We start from the raw sequence: 15,773 nt of genomic DNA on the forward strand, positions 1-15,773 counted from the left end.
GAACGGGTAGGTCGCAGAGTGGAGAAAACTAGCGGCGGCGGGCCCTGTTGTACCCGGCCAGGACCAGCACCCCCGCCGCCACGATGCCGACCATGTTGACGGCCAGCTGTCCCGCCGAGGCCAGGGCCACATCCCAGTCGCGCGTGGTGGCCGCGACCACCGACATCCCGGCCGCGGGGACCGTCGTCACCGAGATGAAGACCCCAACCAGCGCAGCCGATTTCGATGTCACCAGGGACAGCATCCCGGCGGCACCGGCCAACAGTGCCACCACGAATGAGAACGGCCCGACCTGGAAGATGAAGTCGACGTTCTGCAGTTCGTGGATGCTGCGCAACGCCACCCAGCCCAGTGCCTCGAAGGCGAGCGTGGCCACCGCTGTGACGAGCATCGCCGCCGGGAAGCCGACGAGCAGGGCCAGCGCCGCGCGCTTCGCCAGATAGCCCTTGCGCCGCACCACCGCCACCGCCAGTGCGGCCAGCGGCCCGAACTCGGGGCCGACGACCATGGCGCCGACGACGGTGATCGCCGAATCGGTCAGCACGCCGACGGCGGCCAGCAGACACGCGATGCACAGGAACGCCATGTAGGAGATGCCGAGGCTGCTCTGCTCGCGGGTGCGCAGCACCAGTTCGTCCCAGACCACCGCGTCTTCGCCGTCACCGTCGATCTCGTCCTCGGCGCGGTAGGCGGCCGTCGACAGCACGGTGTCGAGCACCTCCATCGTGATGGCGCCGTCCTGGTCGATGCCGAGCGCCCGCAGCCCGCGGATCAGTCCGTCGGCGGCGTCGCGGGCGATGTCGGCGGTGATCACGTCGCCGCGCGGATCGATCGCCGCGCCCGGGTGGGCCACCACGTTGGCGATGCCGCCGTGGTGCCGGTAGAGCTCGAGTACCGAATCGGCGAGTTCCGGCGGGGTGATCACGCGTAGATGCAGCACGGCCGAAGATTACCGACCGCGGCGGCGCGCCAGCTTCATCCCGAGCTCGTCCGGCGGCACCTCGTGTCCCTCCGCACACCGGATCTCGACGGTGGCGTCGGCGCCGCAGCCCAGGTGGGTCAGGCGCAGGCCGGTGTCGCCCAGGTGTTTCCGGCCCCACTCGAACATCGCCCACACCACCGGCATGAAGTCCGTGCCCGCCTGCGTCAGCACGTACTCGTCGCGGCTGCGCTGACCCGGCTCCTGGTAGGGCTGTTTGGTCAGCAGGCCGGCCTCCACCAGTTCGGCGAGCCGCGCCGACGTGGCCGCCTTGGTGATGCCGACCCGTCTGGCGAAGTCGTCGAAACGCGTTGTGCCGTAGTAGGCCTCACGCATGAGCAGCATGGCCGATTTGGTGCCGACCAACGACATCGTCTTCTCGATGGCGCACTGGCCGACCGCCGACCAGTTGTCGCGTTCGGCGAGCACACCCTGTAGCGCTGTCATGCGGATCACTCTACCGCTGGGTTGCTCTTGCCATACCCAGGTGTTAGATCTGGGTATAGGAAGCAGTACTCAGCGTGGAGTTACAGGAGGATTCTCATGTCGGGATACACAGACCGCGATGCCGTGATCGTCGCGGCGGTACGCACGCCGGTCGGCAAGGGCAAGGCGAACGGCGCGCTGCACGACGTCCTTCCCGCCGACCTGCTCGCCCACAGCCTGCGGTCCGTGGTGGAACGCACGGGCGTCGACCCGGTCCTGGTGGACGACGTCATCGCCGGCGCCGTCACGCAAGCCGGTGATCAAGCAGCAAATGTGGCCCGAAACGCCTTGCTGGGCGCCGGTTTTCCCGAGAGCGTGCCCGGCACCACCGTCGACCGCCAGTGCGGCAGTTCGCAGCAGGCCATCTCGTTCGCCGCGCAGGGTGTGCTGGCCGGGTCGTACGACGCGGTGATCGCAGCGGGCGTCGAGTCGATGTCCCGCGTGCCGATGGGCGCCGCCGTCCTGCCGGGCAGCAACCCGTTCGGGGTGGGCCTGGCCGAACGCTATCCCGACGGCCTTGTCCCCCAGGGCATCAGCGCCGAACTGATCGCGGCGCGCTGGAACTTCTCCCGCACCCAGCTCGACGAGTTCTCCGCGGCCAGCCACGAGAAGGCGGCCCGCGCCGCCAAGGACGGGCTGTTCGACAACGAACTCGTGCCGGTGGCCGGCCTGGCCGCCGACGAGATCATCCGGCCGGGCACCTCTGTCGAGACCCTGTCCGGGCTGAAGCCCGCGTTCTACAGCGACGCCTACGCCGCGCGCTTCCCCCAAATCCGTTGGGAGATCACGCCCGGCAACTCGTCGCCGCTGTCCGACGGCAGCGCGGCGGTCATGATCACCAGTGGCGCCTTCGCCCGCAGCCACGGGCTCACGCCGCTGGCCCGCATCCACACCATGACCGCGGTCGGATCGGATCCGCTGTACATGCTGACCGGTGTCATCCCGGCAACCGAGAAGGTGCTGGCCCGGTCCGGCCTGTCGCTGTCCGACATCGACCTGTTCGAGGTGAACGAGGCGTTCGCGCCCGTCGTACTGGCCTGGGCGGCCGACACCGGAGCCGACCTCGCCAAGACCAACGTCAACGGCGGCGCCATCGCCATCGGCCACCCGCTCGGTGCCAGCGGCGCCCGCATCATGAGCACGCTGGTCAATGCACTCGACCAGCGCGGCGGACGCTACGGCCTGCAGGTGATGTGCGAAGGCGGCGGCATGGCGAACGCCACCATCATCGAGCGGCTGTAAGACCTCCTGAATGACGCAGCCCCGGCAGTCCGTCCCCCTGTCCTGCCGGGGCTGCGGCCACGCTCAGGCGCGTACGAGCTCGAACAGCGGGATGACGCGCGACGTCTTCGCCTGGTAGTCCGCGAAGACGGGGGCCACGGCCGTGATGAGCGGATACGTGGCCTCGCGCTCGTCATCGGGCAGTTCGCGGGCGACGACGTCGTAAGCGTCCGTCCCGATCTCGATATGAGCATTCGGGTTGGCCCGCAGATTGTGGACCCAGTCCGGGTGGGTCGGGGCGCCCGCCTTCGAGCCGACGATGAGGATCTTGCCGTCGACCGGCAGGTACGCCAGCGGCGACATGCGCGGCTGACCCGACTTGGCGCCCGTGGTGTGCAACAGCAGCAGATTGCCACCCTCGAACTGGCCTCCGACCTTGCCGCCGTTGGCGCGGAACTCGTCGACGATCGCGGCGTTGAAGGCATGGAAGGACGCGGCATCCGTGAATTCGGTCATGCCTGACCCAACCTCGCGAACCGGCCCAAATGTTCCCGTCGCGGCGCGATACTTGCGTGGGAATTGACGGAGGTGCCAATGACGTCCGAAGTCGACGCCGTCGTAGTCGGGGCCGGGTTCGCCGGCCTGTACCTGATCCACAAATTGCGCGAGCGCGGCTTCTCGGTGAGCGTCTTCGAAGCGGCCGACGACATCGGCGGCACCTGGTACTGGAACCGCTACCCTGGCGCGCGCGTCGACATCCCCAGCCTCGACTACATGTTCAGCTTCGACCCGGACTGGCACCGCGACTGGCAATGGTCGGAGAAGTACGCAACCCAGCCGGAAATCCTGCGGTACCTGAACCACGTCGCCGGCAAGTTCGATCTGCGCCGCGACATCACGTTCGGTACCCGGGTCACCAGCGCGCACTGGGCCGACGGCACGTGGCGCGTGCGCACCGACCGGGGCGACGACGTCGTGTGCCGGCATCTGGTGCTGGCCACCGGCTGCCTGTCGATCCCCAAGGAGCCCGACATCAAGGGCATCGAAACCTTCACGGGTGAGACGTTTTACACCAACCGCTGGCCGCACGAACCCGTCGACTTCACCGGCAAACGCGTCGGGGTGATCGGTACGGGGTCGTCGGGCATCCAGTCGATTCCGCTGATCGCCGCGCAGGCCGCGCAGCTGACCGTCTTCCAGCGCACGCCGTGTTTTTCGATTCCGGCGCACAACGGGCCGGTGTCGGCGGAGAAGCAGGCCGCGCTGGCCGACGAGCCCGCCTACCGGGCGGCGGCGCGGGCGTCGTTCGGCGGGGTGCCGCAGGAGCGCACGCTGATTCCGACGTTCGCGGTGCCCGAGGCCTATCGCCAGCAGCGGTACGAGCGCGCCTGGCAGATCGGCGAGCTCCTCGAAACGCTCAACATGTTCTCGGACCTGATGAGCAACCCGGCCGCCAACGCGTCGTTCGCCGATTTCGTCCGTGACAAAATCCGCAGCGCGGTCCATGATCCGCAGATCGCGGAACTGTTGTGTCCCAATGATTATCCGGTCGGCGCGAAACGGCTGTGCCTCGACACCGACTACTACGCCACGTTCAACCAGCCACACGTACGGCTGGTCGATCTACGAACGCAGCCATTGGTCGGCGTCACCGAAAGCGGCGTCGAGACCGTGGGCGAATCGTTCGACTTCGACGCGCTGGTGTTCGCGACCGGATTCGACGCCATCACCGGTGCGGTGACGGCCATCGACATCGTCGGGCGCGACGGACTCACACTGAAAACCAAATGGGCGCAAGGCCCGTCGACCTATCTCGGTCTCACCACCACCGGGTTCCCGAACCTGTTCCTGATCACCGGACCGGGCAGTCCGTCGGTGCTGTCCAACATGGCGGTGTCCATCGAGCAGCACGTCGAACTCGTCGCCGAGACGGTGGCATATCTGCGTGAACACGGCTTCGACACCATCGAACCGACGCCGACCGCCGAAGCCGGCTGGATGCAGCACGTCGCCGACGCCGGCGCCATCACCATGTTCCCGCAAGCCAATTCGTGGTACGTCGGCGCCAACATCCCCGGCAAGACCCGGGTCTTCATGCCCTACGCCGCGGGTGTCGACTTCTACGCCGCCGCCTGCGCCGACGTCGTCGGACGGGACTACCTCGGGTTCGAGCTGACCGGGCCGGCAGGTTCGCAGTGTCATGACGGTGTGGTACGGCGGCTGCAACCCGACGTTCAGATGGTGCTGGACATGGTGGCGGCGATGAATCCGCCTCCACTGGAATCACTTCCGGTCGACGTGGCACGCGCCGCCATGGTCGAGGCGAATGCCGCCCGGCCGCCGGGCCCGGACGTCGGTGAGATTGTCGACGGCCGATTCCCGGGTGCCGCAGGCGAACTCGACTTCCGGCTGTACCGGCCCGCGACGCCGCGGCCGCACCCGGTGGTCGTCTACTTCCACGGCGGCGGCTGGGTACTGGGTGACGCGGCATCCGACGACCCGCTGTGCCGCGATCTGTGCGTGCGGGCCGATGCGCTCGTCTTGTCGATGAACTACCGGCACGCCCCGGAACACCCGTTCCCCGCGGCCATCGATGACGGCATCGCCGCGCTGCGGTGGGCGGCCGCCAATGCCGCAGCCCTCGGCGGGCTCCCCGACCGGCTCGCGGTGGCCGGGTGGAGCGCCGGCGGGAACATCGCCGCGGCCGTGTGCCAATGGGCGCGCGACCACGGCGGCCCACACCTCAGCGGCCAGCTCCTGCTGACGCCGGTGACCGACGCGCAGCCGTACCCGTCGTACGAGGAGAACGCCGATGGCTACGGGCTCACCACACCGCTCATGCAGTGGTTCGCCGAGCTGTACGACGGTCCCGCCGACGATCCGCGGCGGTCACCGTTGCGCGGCAACCTGGCCGGCCTACCACCGGCGATGGTGGTGACCTGCGAGTTCGACCCGCTGCGCGACGAAGGCAACGCCTACGCCGCCGCGCTGGCCGCGGCCGGCGTGCCCACCGAGCACGTCCAGGCCCGCGGCCACACGCACCTGTCGACGACGATGGTCGACCTCGTCGTGTCCGGCGCGCCGATCCGGGCGCAGATGGCCGAAGCCTTACGCGCTTTTCTCAGGCTTGAAGTCGATCCCTGACTCCTTGCGCTGCTGCGCGGTGATGGGCGCCGGGGCGTCGGTCAACGGGTCGACGCCGCCGCCCGACTTCGGGAACGCGATGACGTCGCGGATGGAGTCGACCCCGGCCAGCAGCGCGGTGATGCGGTCCCAGCCGAAGGCCAGGCCGCCGTGGGGCGGCGCGCCAAAGGTGAAGGCATCCAACAGGAATCCGAACTTGTCCTGCGCCTCGGCCTCGTCGATGCCCATCATCGCGAACACCCGCTCCTGGACATCGCGACGGTGGATACGGATCGAGCCGCCGCCGATCTCGTTGCCGTTGCACACGATGTCGTAGGCGTCGGCCATGGCCGCGCCGGGATCGGTGTCGAAGGTCGCGATCGAGTCGGGCTGCGGCGCGGTGAACGCGTGGTGCACCGCGGTCCAGGCACCCGAACCGACGGCGACGTCACCCGATGCGGTGGCGGCGTCGGCGGACTCGAACAGCGGCCAGTCGACCACCCAGGTGAACGCCCACGCGTTCGGATCGATCAGGTCGAGGCGCTTGGCGATCTCGATGCGCGTCGCGCCCAGCAAGGCGCGGGCGCCCTTGGCCGGGCCGGCCGCGAAGAAGATGCAGTCCCCCACCTTCGCGCCGACGTGCTCGGCCAGACCGGCCCGCTCGGCGTCGGTGAGGTTCTTGGCCACCGGGCCACCCAGCTCGCCGTCCTCGCCGACGAGCACGTAGGCCAGGCCCTTGTGGCCGCGCTGCTTGGCGAACTCCTGCCAGCCGTCCAGCGTGCGTCGCGGCTGCGACGCCCCGCCCGGCATGACAACCGCACCCACGTACGGCGCCTGGAAGACCCGGAACGGGGTGTCCTTGAAGTAGTCGGTGCACTCGACGAGCTCGACGGCGAAGCGCAGGTCCGGCTTGTCCGAACCGAAGCGGCGCATGGCCTCCTCGTAGCTGATGCGCGGCAGCGGCAGCGGCAGGTCGACGCCGATCAGCTTCCACAGCGCCGCCACCACCTCTTCGGCCACGCCGATCACGTCGTCGGCGTTGACGAAGCTCATCTCGAGGTCCAGCTGGGTGAACTCGGGCTGGCGGTCGGCGCGGAAATCCTCATCGCGGTAGCAGCGGGCGATCTGGTAGTACCGCTCCATGCCCGCCACCATGAGCAGCTGCTTGAACAGCTGTGGGCTCTGCGGCAGTGCATAGAACGAGCCCGGCTGCAGACGCGCGGGGATCACGAAGTCGCGGGCGCCTTCGGGGGTCGACCGGGTCATGGTCGGCGTCTCGATCTCGACGAAGTCGTGCTTGTCGAGCACGGCACGAGCCGCGGCGTTGACCTTGGAGCGCAACCGGATTGCGTTGCCCGGGCCTTCGCGGCGCAGGTCCAGATAGCGGTACTTCAGGCGCGCTTCCTCGCCCGGGGTCTCGTCGAGCTGGAACGGCAGCGGCGCGCTCTCGGAGAGCACCTCGAGCGTCGTCGCGTTGACCTCGATGTCACCGGTGGCGATGTCCTTGTTGGCGTTGCCTTCCGGCCGCACCTCGACGATGCCCGTGACCAGGACGCAGAACTCGGCGCGCAGCCGGTGGGCCTGCTCCAGAACGGCGGCGTCGCGGAACACCACCTGGGAGACCCCGGAGGCGTCACGCAGGTCGATGAAGATGACGCCGCCGTGGTCGCGCCGGCGCGCCACCCATCCGGCGAGGGTCACCGTCTGACCGGCATCGGTGGACCGCAACGAACCGGCGGCGTGGCTGCGCAACACGAAAATCTCCTCTGACGTCTGAATCGACCGCTAAGTCTAGAGGGGAGCCTCGACCGGTATTTTGGCGACAGTGAGCTTCGCCCTCGTGGGACCAGGCGCTATCGGATCGACCATCGCCGCGCTGCTGTACGCGGCGGGCCGCGACATCGTGTTGTGCGGCCGAACTGCGCGTGCACAGATCGAGGTGCGGCTGGACGGCAGCGCGCCCATCGTCGTACCCGGCCCGGTGCACACCGATCCAGACACCGTCACCGGACCGGTCGACGTGGTGCTGCTGGCGGTCAAGGACACCCAGTACGCCGCCTCCGCCGAGTGGCTGGCTCGCTTGTGCGGTCCGGACACCGTGGTCTGCGCGCTGCAGAACGGTGTCGAACAAACCGACCGGCTGCGGCCCTACTGCCCCGAATCCACCGTCGTACCTGCGGCGATCTGGATCGCCGCCGAGACCCGGCCCGAGGGCTGGGTGCAGGTGCTGAGCGCCCCTCGACTGGTGCTGCCCGATGACGCGGCCGCGGCCCGCCTGGCGGCCGATCTGGAGGGCAGCGGGATCGCCGTCGAGCTGGACGCGGACTTCCTCAGCGCGGCGTGGCGCAAGCTGCTGGTCAATGCCGTGGTGGGGTTCATGGTGCTGTCCGGCCGGCGTTCCGGCATGTTCCGGCGCGACGATGTCGCCGCCGTGGCCCGCAGGTACCTGACCGAGTGCCTCGCGGTCGCCCGAGCCGACGGCGCGACGCTGCCCGACGGTGTCGTCGACGAGATCGCCGACATGCTCAAACAAGCGCCCACGGACATGGCGACCTCGATGCTGATCGACCGGGAGGCCCGCCGTCCGCTCGAGTGGGACATCCGCAACGGCGTCATCCAGCGCAAGGGTGCCGCGCACGGCATCCCCACCCCGATCAGTGACGTACTGGTGCCGCTGCTCGCCGCGGCCAGTGACGGACCGGGTTAGCGCTCACCGAAAACCAGCGCGACCAGCTGGTCGCGGCTGTTGACGCCGACGCGCTGACACGCCCGGAAGATGTGCCCTTCCACCGAGCGACGGGACATCCCGAGCCGCTCGGCGATGGCGGTGTTGCTCAGCCCCTTTGCCGCCAACCCGACGATCTCGCGTTGCCGGGCGGTGATCGCCGGCGGAGTGGCCGCGGCCCGTAGGGCCGGGGTGTCGGCGCCACCGCACTCGGCCGCCAGCCGCGCGGCGGTGCTCGCCGCGCCGAGTCCCGATCCACGTAGTCCCGCCTGCTGATAGACGGCAGCGGCCTGCGCGGCCGCATCGGCGGCCGCCACCCGGTCACCGAAGTACTCGTAGAGCTTGGCCGCCGCCACCAGGCCGTCGCCGTCGGCCGCGGCCAGCGCGACGGCGTGCGCCGCGGCGGCGGCCGCACGCGGTCCCCGTACCGTCAGCGCGAGCTCGGCGAGCCGGGATGCGGTGGTGCGGTCGCCGAATTGCGTCGCCGTCTGCAGCAGCATGACCTCCCAGCCCAGCCGGCCGAGCTGACGCTCGCGCGCCGCGGCCGTGCGGGCTATCGAAATGGCTTCGGACACAGCACCTTCGGCGGCGCACACCCACGCGCGGGCCAGGGTGCGGTCAGGATCACGGGCACAGGCGTCCGGGTCGGCCCGCCACCACGGCGTGGCGGTGAATTCGCGGCGCGCGTCCTCGGCACGGCCCGACATGGCGTCGGCACTGACGAGCCACAGCCGGGCCAGCATCTTGCGCATGCTGCCGCCGTCCCGCGCGCTGAAATCGGCGAGCGATTCCAGGCACAGCCGGTGCGCGTCGGCCAGCGCGCCCCGGCTGATGGCCGACAGTCCCGCAACGAAGGCGTGCCACGATTCGGCGACCTGCCACGAGCCCTCGATAGGGACGTCGACGGTGTCGCGGCGGATGCGCGCGATGGTCATGTCGGCCTGGTCAAGAGTGCCGGCCAGCCGATGCATGTGCAGGTGCAGAAATGCCAGCGGTAGCCGCAGGTGCGACACCTCGGGACTGGTGTCGGCCAGCCGGTAGCCGGCCTCCGCGACAGCCTCGACCTCGTCGATGCGGCCCAGCTCCCCCAGACTGCTCACCAGCGCCCACGTCGAGAGCATCCGCGCGACGGGTTCGGCGGCCGCATCGTCGACCACTCTGCGCGCCTGCTCGATGGCCGCAGCGGACCGGCCGCGCGCCACGTCGATCGACGCACGTAACGCCAGTGCCGTCGCCGCGACCGTGGCATCGCCGGGCGGTATCTCGCTGTCGAGTTCGGCTTCGGCGCGGGCCGTGTGGCCGAGGATCACCGCGAAGTTCAGGGCGCGCAGCAGGGCCACCTGCACCCGCAGCGGGCCCGAGGTGTCGGCGGCGAGCCGGGCGAAGATGACCTCGGCCTCCTCGCCACGTTCCTGCCAGATCAACGCCAGCGACAGCGCGATGTCGGCTTCCACGCCGCCACCTGCCGCCACCGCGCGCTCGGCCAGTGACTCCGCGAGCCGCATGTCGGTCAGCTGGATCGCCGCCGATGTGGCCGCGTTCAGGATCGCCGGGTCGGGGGCGCGATCGGAGTTCAGCGTCAGCACCGCGCGGCGGACCAGATCACGCGGATCGGTGGCGGGACGCGCCATCAGCGCCGCGGCGATCCGCCCGTGCAGGCGACGCATCCGCAGCGAGTCGGTGCGGCGCACTTCACCGAGCATCGGATGGGCCAGCCGCACCGAGGCAGGCGTCGTGCTGCTGTCGATGCGGATCAACCCGAGCGCTTCGGTCTCGGTGATGGCATCGGCATCCGTGACCGCTGTCAGGGTCTCGATGTCGAGTGGTTCGGTCACGGCGAGGGCGTCGAGCACATGGCGCGCCGCGGCCGGGATCTGGCCGATCCGGGTGGTGAGCAGTTCGGCGAGCGTGGGTGTCAGCCGCGGCTGGCCCTGCCACATCCACACCCCGGATTGCTGCGTCAACCGGCCGGCGCTGACCTCGGTGTCCAGCAGGTGGCGCAGATACAGGACGTTGCCCTGCGTGTACTGCCACAGCTGTTGCACACACCGCGAATGCACCGGCCCGCCCAGGATGCGCTCGACCAGTTTCGCGATGGCCGTCGCGGAAAGTGGTTGCAGCTCAATGCGTTCCAGTACATCGTCTTTCCAGATCGCGGTGATGGCGTCGGGAGCCGGTTCACCCGATCGCAGCGTCAGCACCACGGTGGCCAGCTTCCGCGAGACGAGTTGATGCACGGCGAAAGCCGACAGATCGTCGAGCAGGTGCGCGTCGTCGACACCGACGACCACCGCACCCGACGGCGCGGTGCCGATCACCCCGTCGATCACCTCACGGACCCGCCGCAACGGATCGGGGCCGAAGTCACTGGCGATGTCGGCGAACGCACCCAGCGGGATGCTGCGGGCCGACGCGGTGCCGGCAATCCACCGCGAGCGCCCCGGTGGCCGGCAGGCCGTGACGACTTCGCGCGCAAGGCGGGTCTTGCCGACGCCCGCGGCGCCCGACAAGACGATGCCGCGGGCCCGGTCCGGGCGCCTGATCGCGGTCTCGATAGCCCGCAGTTCCTCGGCTCGTCCATGCAGGGGCCATTCGTGGATCACTGACGGATCACCTCCGGCGCGCCCCAGCCCCAGCAAACTCACATCATTTGCACCAGATGCTGCCAGGTTCGCCGAGGGCAAACAATAGCTGCGCTAGATGATTGGGGTAGGGCCTTACCCCAGTCCCGTGCGGTCGGCCGCCTTACCGTCCAATCACCGGCGCAATTGCCGGCGGTGGGCGGAGGCGGAAGGGGCGAACCATGGGTCATGCCAACCACATCGGGCGAATCGGGGCGCTGGCGGTGGCATTGGGCATAGGACTGGTCGTCGCGCCCGGAGTGGCCTCGGCCAAACCGGCTCCGTCTTCGCCGACATCGGACGGCCCGGGCACCACCGCGCCCACCGCTCCCGGTCAGAACATGGCCGTCGCCACCAACGGCGTAACGCGGGTGCAGAAGGGCGACGCCATCGCGATTTCCGACGGCAAGGGTTCGAAAGCCATCGCCCGCGGTGTGGACGCGACAGCGGTCGCATCGAACGGCTCCACCGCGATCGCACGCGGCGACGGCGCCACCGCCCTCGCCAACGTCCGCGCATGCGAAACCTGCCTGGCCGGCGGAGGAAACAAGGTCACCGCCAGCGGCACCGGAGCCACGGCCACCGCAAGCGGAACGGGGAACCGCGTCCTTGCCTCCGGCGCCGGCAGTACGGCCACCGCCACCGGTGTTGACAACACGGTCACGGCCTCCGGTTCCGGCAGCGAGGCCACCGTCAGCGGGTCCGACAACACCGTGCGCGCCTCCGGTATCGACAGCGAGGCGACCGTCAGCGGCTCCCGCAACACCGTCGACGCCACGGGTCTGGACAGCACCGTCTCATTGATCGGATCCGACAACAGCGTGGCCGCGACCGGGGCCCGCAATGTCGTCGTCGTGCGGGGTTCGGACAACGACGTCACCAGCAGCGGCAGTACGAACACCGGCACCGTCACCGTGCGAGTCACCGGCGACCACAACGACGTATCCACCGACGGCGTCGACAGCGGCGCCTCGGTCAGCGGCGACAGTAACGATGTGGCGACCGTTGGCCCCCACAGCTCTGCCTACGTGGTCGGCGACAGCAACACGGCAAGCGCCATCGGCGACCACACCACCGCCTGGGTCGAGGGAGATCACAGCACGGCCGACGCCCTCGGCAACTACAGCAGCGCACAGGTCTACGGCGACGGGAGCTCCGCCCAGGCCGGCTTGACATCGACAGATTTCGGAAACAGCGTGCAGGTGAACGGGAACAACAGCGCGGCAGAGGCCGGATACGGTTCGTACAACGATGTCGACATACTCGGCAATGACAGCACCGCCGTGGCTGTCGGCACCTCCAACACGGTCAGTGCTCAAGGTCCAGACAGCCACGCCGTCGCCATCGGTTCCGGCCACGATGTCGAGTCCGGGCCGGGCGAAACCGTCGTCAATCCCTAGCTCAGCAGCCGCCGCACCTCGTCGTCGCTGACCTGATCGAAATCGCGGTAGGACTCCCCCACAGCCGCAAAGGGCGTCGGCATGTCGGCGCACACCACGTCGTCCGCGATTCCCATGAGCTGGCGGCACGCCGCTTCCGTACCGACGGGCACCGCGACCACCAGGGTCCGCGGCCCGCTCTCCCGCAGCACTTCGGCGGCGACGCGCATGCTGGCGCCGGTGGCCATGCCGTCGTCGGCGAGGATCACGGTGCGCCCCTTGACGTTCGGCGGTGGCCGACCCTGGCGGTAATCGGTTTCCCGCCGTTGCAACTCACGGCCCTCGGCTTCCGCGACCTCGCACAGGGTCTGCTGCGAAATCTTTAGTGGCCCAACGACATCCTGATTGACGACGACGTGACCGCCGCCGCCGATCGCACCCATCGCGTACTCCTCGTGGCCGGGGACACCCAGCTTGCGGATGATCAGCGCGTCCAGCGGCGCGTCGAGGGCGGCGGCGATTTCCCGGGCGACGGGAACACCGCCACGGGCCAGACCGAGCACGACGACATCACGCCTGCCGCGGTACGCCGTCAGCAGACCGGCCACTACGCGCCCCGCTTCTGCACGATCACGAAAGACGCGCCTCGAATCATGGTTTCGCGTACCTCCGATCCTATTCCCATCAGCGCTTTTCAGTGGTAATCCGTAATTGACAGGGCCATACAAAAACCGTTCGAGGAGGCAGAAGTGAAGGTCACCGGAACAGCTGTTGCGGTTTTCTCGGTCATCGGCATCGCCAGTGCGCCGATCGCGTCGGCCGGCTATCCACTCGTCGGCAAGCTCGGCAGCGCCATGACGATGACGGACAGCGTCGGTCAGGTCCAGCTGAGCTGGCAGGTCTCGGACCTCAAGCCCAGCTCTGATGTGATGCCGGGCTACCGGGTCGCGGGAAAGCTCTGGGAGGCCACCGCCACCGTTCGCGCGCTGAGCGGCCCGGTGACACCTGGCATTTCGCAGTTCAACGCCGTCGCGCCGAACCAGGCGGCCTACCGCGTGCTGTGGATGGTCGCGAGCCCGATCAACATCAGCGGCGCGACCATTCCGCAAGGCGGCCAATCGACGGGAAAGATCCACTTCGACGTCACCGGCCCCGCTCCCACGACGGTGACGATGAACAACGGCATGGAAGACCTGATGGTCTGGACTCCGTGAATCAGTAGACACCCTGTTCTAGGGTGTCTACTCATGAAGACCTACCAGTGCGAGCCCGTAGGCGTCGACTTCATCGACAGCGCACCGTTCCGCTTCGTCAGCAAAGTCGATCTGGCGATCAAGCCGGAGCAGTTGTTCGAGGTCTTCTCGGATGAGACGTCCTGGCCGCGCTGGGCGACGCTGATCACCAACGTCGAGTGGACCAGCCCGAAGCCGTACGGCGTGGGCACCACCCGCACGGTGACCATGCGCGGCCACATCATCGGCGACGAGGAGTTCATCGCCTGGGAACCGTTCTCCTACATGGCATTCCGATTCAACACCAGTACCTCGAACATGCTGTCGGCGTTCGCCGAGGGCTACACCGTCGAGGAAACCGCCGATGGTTGTCACCTGACGTGGGTAATGGCGATGAAGCCCAAGGGCCTCGCCGGTGAGCTGGGTATGCGGGCCGGCCGCCCCATGATGGCATGGCTTTTCCAGCGGTTCCTGCACAACCTGCGCCGCTACACGGACGAGCGCTACGGCGCGTAGAGCCCTTCCCAGACCTCGCGGCGCGCCCGGTCCGGGTCGTCGATGGTCTCGTCGCGCATCGAGCCGATGACCCGCGTGGCCCGGCGGTCGGTGTCGTAGGTCGGCCAATTCGCCAGTGCCGCCGTCGCGAAATCCAGCCAGGTGCGCTGCATGCGCCGGCCGACGGACGGCTGTACCTGTCGCCCGAGCGGATGCAGCATGCGGCCGAGGTACGAGCCGTAGCTGTGCTGGATGTGCACGATCTCACTGCCGTGCGTGGCGCCGAGCCCCAGCACTTTCAGGGTCCAGGTGGTGTGGTCGAACCGGTAGGCGTGCGTCGGCGCGTGCCCGCTGTAGGCGTCCGCGAACGCCCATGTCGGAGCGCCGAACATGACGTCAGAGCCGATCGCGATCAGCGCCCGGCGCCGCGGGTAGCTCGGATAGGCCTGCAGCACAGCATCTTTGGCGTCGGGCGCGACTCGCCTGAAGTAGTCGTCGACCATGGGCACCGTGGTGGGCAGCATCGGTGGTCGGCCCCAGGCGAACATCGATGCCTCACGGCTGTTGGTACCCACGATCAGCGGGACCTTGGCCACGGCCCCGGCCCGGGCGGCGAGCACCGGATGCGCGGGCAGCAGGTCGACGCCGTAGGTCAGTCCGTAGGCCAGCTTGGGACTGTTGGCCGCGCTCTCCCCCTGCAGTTGGCCGGCGGCGCGGCGCAGCTGGCGCTGCGGCAGCGCGGCGATCTCGTCGACGGGGACGTCCAACCGGCGGACGAACTCGTGCGCCTGGCGGGCCCGGGTCTCGCGGTCGGCGATGAGCGGCAGCGCCGGGCTCTGCGCGATGGCCCGGCCGAACAGCCCGTCGGCGGCGGGGCTGGCCAGCAGCGCCAGCACCGATGTGGCACCCGCGGATTCGCCGAAGACGGTGACCTGGTCGGGGTCGCCGCCGAACGCGGCGATGTTGTCCCGCACCCATTGCAGGGCCGCGATCTGGTCCCGCAGACACAGGTTGTCATCGAATCCGGGGCCCAGATCGCCGAGCTCGAAGCCGCCGAACACGCCGAGCCGATAGGTGACGTTGACGACCACCACGTTGCCGTTGGCCGCCAGCCGGGAGCCGTTATAGAGCTGCAGCTGGCCGGCCCCGAACACGAACGCGCCGCCGGGAATCCACACCATCACCGGCAGTGTGCCTGTCACGTCGGGTGACCAGACCGTCACGGTCAGGCAGGCCTCGTCACGCATCTTGGGGTCGTCGCGCCCGCCGCCGACGAACGACTTGCCCTGCGGCGGGATGGGTCCGTGATCGATGGCGTCACGAATGCCGGACCACGGGATCAGTGGTTGCGGGGCGCGGAACCGCAACGGCCCGACGGGCTGTTCGGCGTAGCCGACACCCCGCCAGACGTACACACTGCCTTCCGTGGTGCCCCTGAGGGCGCCGGCGCGGGTGTGAACGATGGTCGAACGGTCGATGGTTTCGGGCTGGACGGCCACACCGCAAATCCTA

Annotated in this window: 12 protein-coding genes and 1 pseudogene; 6 read left to right on the forward strand and 7 right to left on the reverse strand. The window is 69.0% G+C overall.

Annotated elements, in window-relative coordinates:
• Nucleotides 1–28 precede the first annotated feature (28 nt).
• The gene (locus H289_RS0115350; protein WP_020101687.1) at nucleotides 29–940 is read right to left on the reverse strand and encodes a DUF389 domain-containing protein; all 912 of its coding nucleotides are present in this window, start codon (nucleotides 938–940) and stop codon (nucleotides 29–31) included.
• A gap of 9 nt (nucleotides 941–949) precedes the next feature.
• Complete coding sequence (locus H289_RS0115355; RefSeq protein WP_029105280.1) at nucleotides 950–1,426, reverse strand: winged helix-turn-helix transcriptional regulator; 477 nt, start codon at nucleotides 1,424–1,426, stop codon at nucleotides 950–952.
• Between the two features lie 96 nt (nucleotides 1,427–1,522).
• Between H289_RS0115355 and H289_RS0115360 the strand changes: the two genes are divergently transcribed.
• On the forward strand, nucleotides 1,523–2,707 hold the full coding sequence (locus H289_RS0115360; protein WP_020101689.1) for a thiolase family protein: 1,185 nt from the start codon (nucleotides 1,523–1,525) through the stop codon (nucleotides 2,705–2,707).
• A gap of 63 nt (nucleotides 2,708–2,770) precedes the next feature.
• On the opposite strand, the gene H289_RS0115365 is transcribed toward H289_RS0115360, so the two are convergent.
• Nucleotides 2,771–3,202: a nitroreductase family deazaflavin-dependent oxidoreductase gene (locus tag H289_RS0115365; RefSeq protein ID WP_020101690.1), complete on the reverse strand. Its 432-nt coding sequence runs from the start codon at nucleotides 3,200–3,202 to the stop codon at nucleotides 2,771–2,773.
• A 78-nt stretch (nucleotides 3,203–3,280) separates the two neighbouring features.
• On the opposite strand from H289_RS0115365, the gene H289_RS0115370 reads away from it, so the two are divergent.
• Nucleotides 3,281–5,830: a flavin-containing monooxygenase gene (locus H289_RS0115370; RefSeq protein WP_020101691.1), complete on the forward strand. Its 2,550-nt coding sequence runs from the start codon at nucleotides 3,281–3,283 to the stop codon at nucleotides 5,828–5,830.
• Here the strand turns inward: H289_RS0115370 and aspS are convergent.
• Nucleotides 5,795–7,570, reverse strand: a complete 1,776-nt coding sequence (aspS, locus tag H289_RS0115375) for an aspartate--tRNA ligase (protein WP_177127399.1) — start codon at nucleotides 7,568–7,570, stop codon at nucleotides 5,795–5,797. The two genes, H289_RS0115370 and aspS, sit on opposite strands and share 36 nt — an antisense overlap.
• Nucleotides 7,571–7,634: 64 nt before the next feature.
• Here aspS and H289_RS0115380 point away from each other — a divergent pair, with 64 nt between their 5' ends.
• Nucleotides 7,635–8,516 (forward strand): oxidoreductase, encoded by an 882-nt coding sequence (locus tag H289_RS0115380; protein ID WP_020101693.1) that lies wholly within the window; start codon nucleotides 7,635–7,637, stop codon nucleotides 8,514–8,516.
• Here H289_RS0115380 and H289_RS0115385 read toward each other — a convergent pair.
• Nucleotides 8,513–11,137: a LuxR C-terminal-related transcriptional regulator gene (locus H289_RS0115385; protein ID WP_020101694.1), complete on the reverse strand. Its 2,625-nt coding sequence runs from the start codon at nucleotides 11,135–11,137 to the stop codon at nucleotides 8,513–8,515. The genes H289_RS0115380 and H289_RS0115385 overlap by 4 nt on opposite strands.
• A gap of 200 nt (nucleotides 11,138–11,337) precedes the next feature.
• Between H289_RS0115385 and H289_RS0115390 the strand changes: the two genes are divergently transcribed.
• Nucleotides 11,338–12,555: a DUF3060 domain-containing protein gene (locus H289_RS0115390; RefSeq protein WP_020101695.1), complete on the forward strand. Its 1,218-nt coding sequence runs from the start codon at nucleotides 11,338–11,340 to the stop codon at nucleotides 12,553–12,555.
• Here H289_RS0115390 and H289_RS0115395 read toward each other — a convergent pair.
• Nucleotides 12,555–13,208: pseudogene (locus tag H289_RS0115395) on the reverse strand (phosphoribosyltransferase); the annotation flags it as partial. The gene H289_RS0115390 and the pseudogene H289_RS0115395 sit on opposite strands and share 1 nt — an antisense overlap.
• A gap of 75 nt (nucleotides 13,209–13,283) precedes the next feature.
• Between H289_RS0115395 and H289_RS0115400 the strand changes: the two are divergent.
• Both H289_RS0115400 and H289_RS0115405 read left to right on the forward strand, forming a co-directional pair.
• A complete protein-coding gene (locus H289_RS0115400) occupies nucleotides 13,284–13,748 on the forward strand; it encodes an MPT63 family protein (protein ID WP_020101697.1) in 465 nt (154 codons plus the stop codon).
• A gap of 33 nt (nucleotides 13,749–13,781) precedes the next feature.
• The gene (locus H289_RS0115405; RefSeq protein WP_020101698.1) at nucleotides 13,782–14,282 is read left to right on the forward strand and encodes an SRPBCC family protein; all 501 of its coding nucleotides are present in this window, start codon (nucleotides 13,782–13,784) and stop codon (nucleotides 14,280–14,282) included.
• Here H289_RS0115405 and H289_RS0115410 read toward each other — a convergent pair.
• Nucleotides 14,270–15,760: a carboxylesterase/lipase family protein gene (locus H289_RS0115410; RefSeq protein ID WP_020101699.1), complete on the reverse strand. Its 1,491-nt coding sequence runs from the start codon at nucleotides 15,758–15,760 to the stop codon at nucleotides 14,270–14,272. The genes H289_RS0115405 and H289_RS0115410 overlap by 13 nt on opposite strands.
• Nucleotides 15,761–15,773 lie beyond the last annotated feature (13 nt).

The organism is Mycobacterium sp. 360MFTsu5.1 (genome assembly GCF_000383495.1).
Taxonomy (GTDB): Bacteria; Actinomycetota; Actinomycetes; order Mycobacteriales; family Mycobacteriaceae; genus Mycobacterium; species Mycobacterium mucogenicum_B.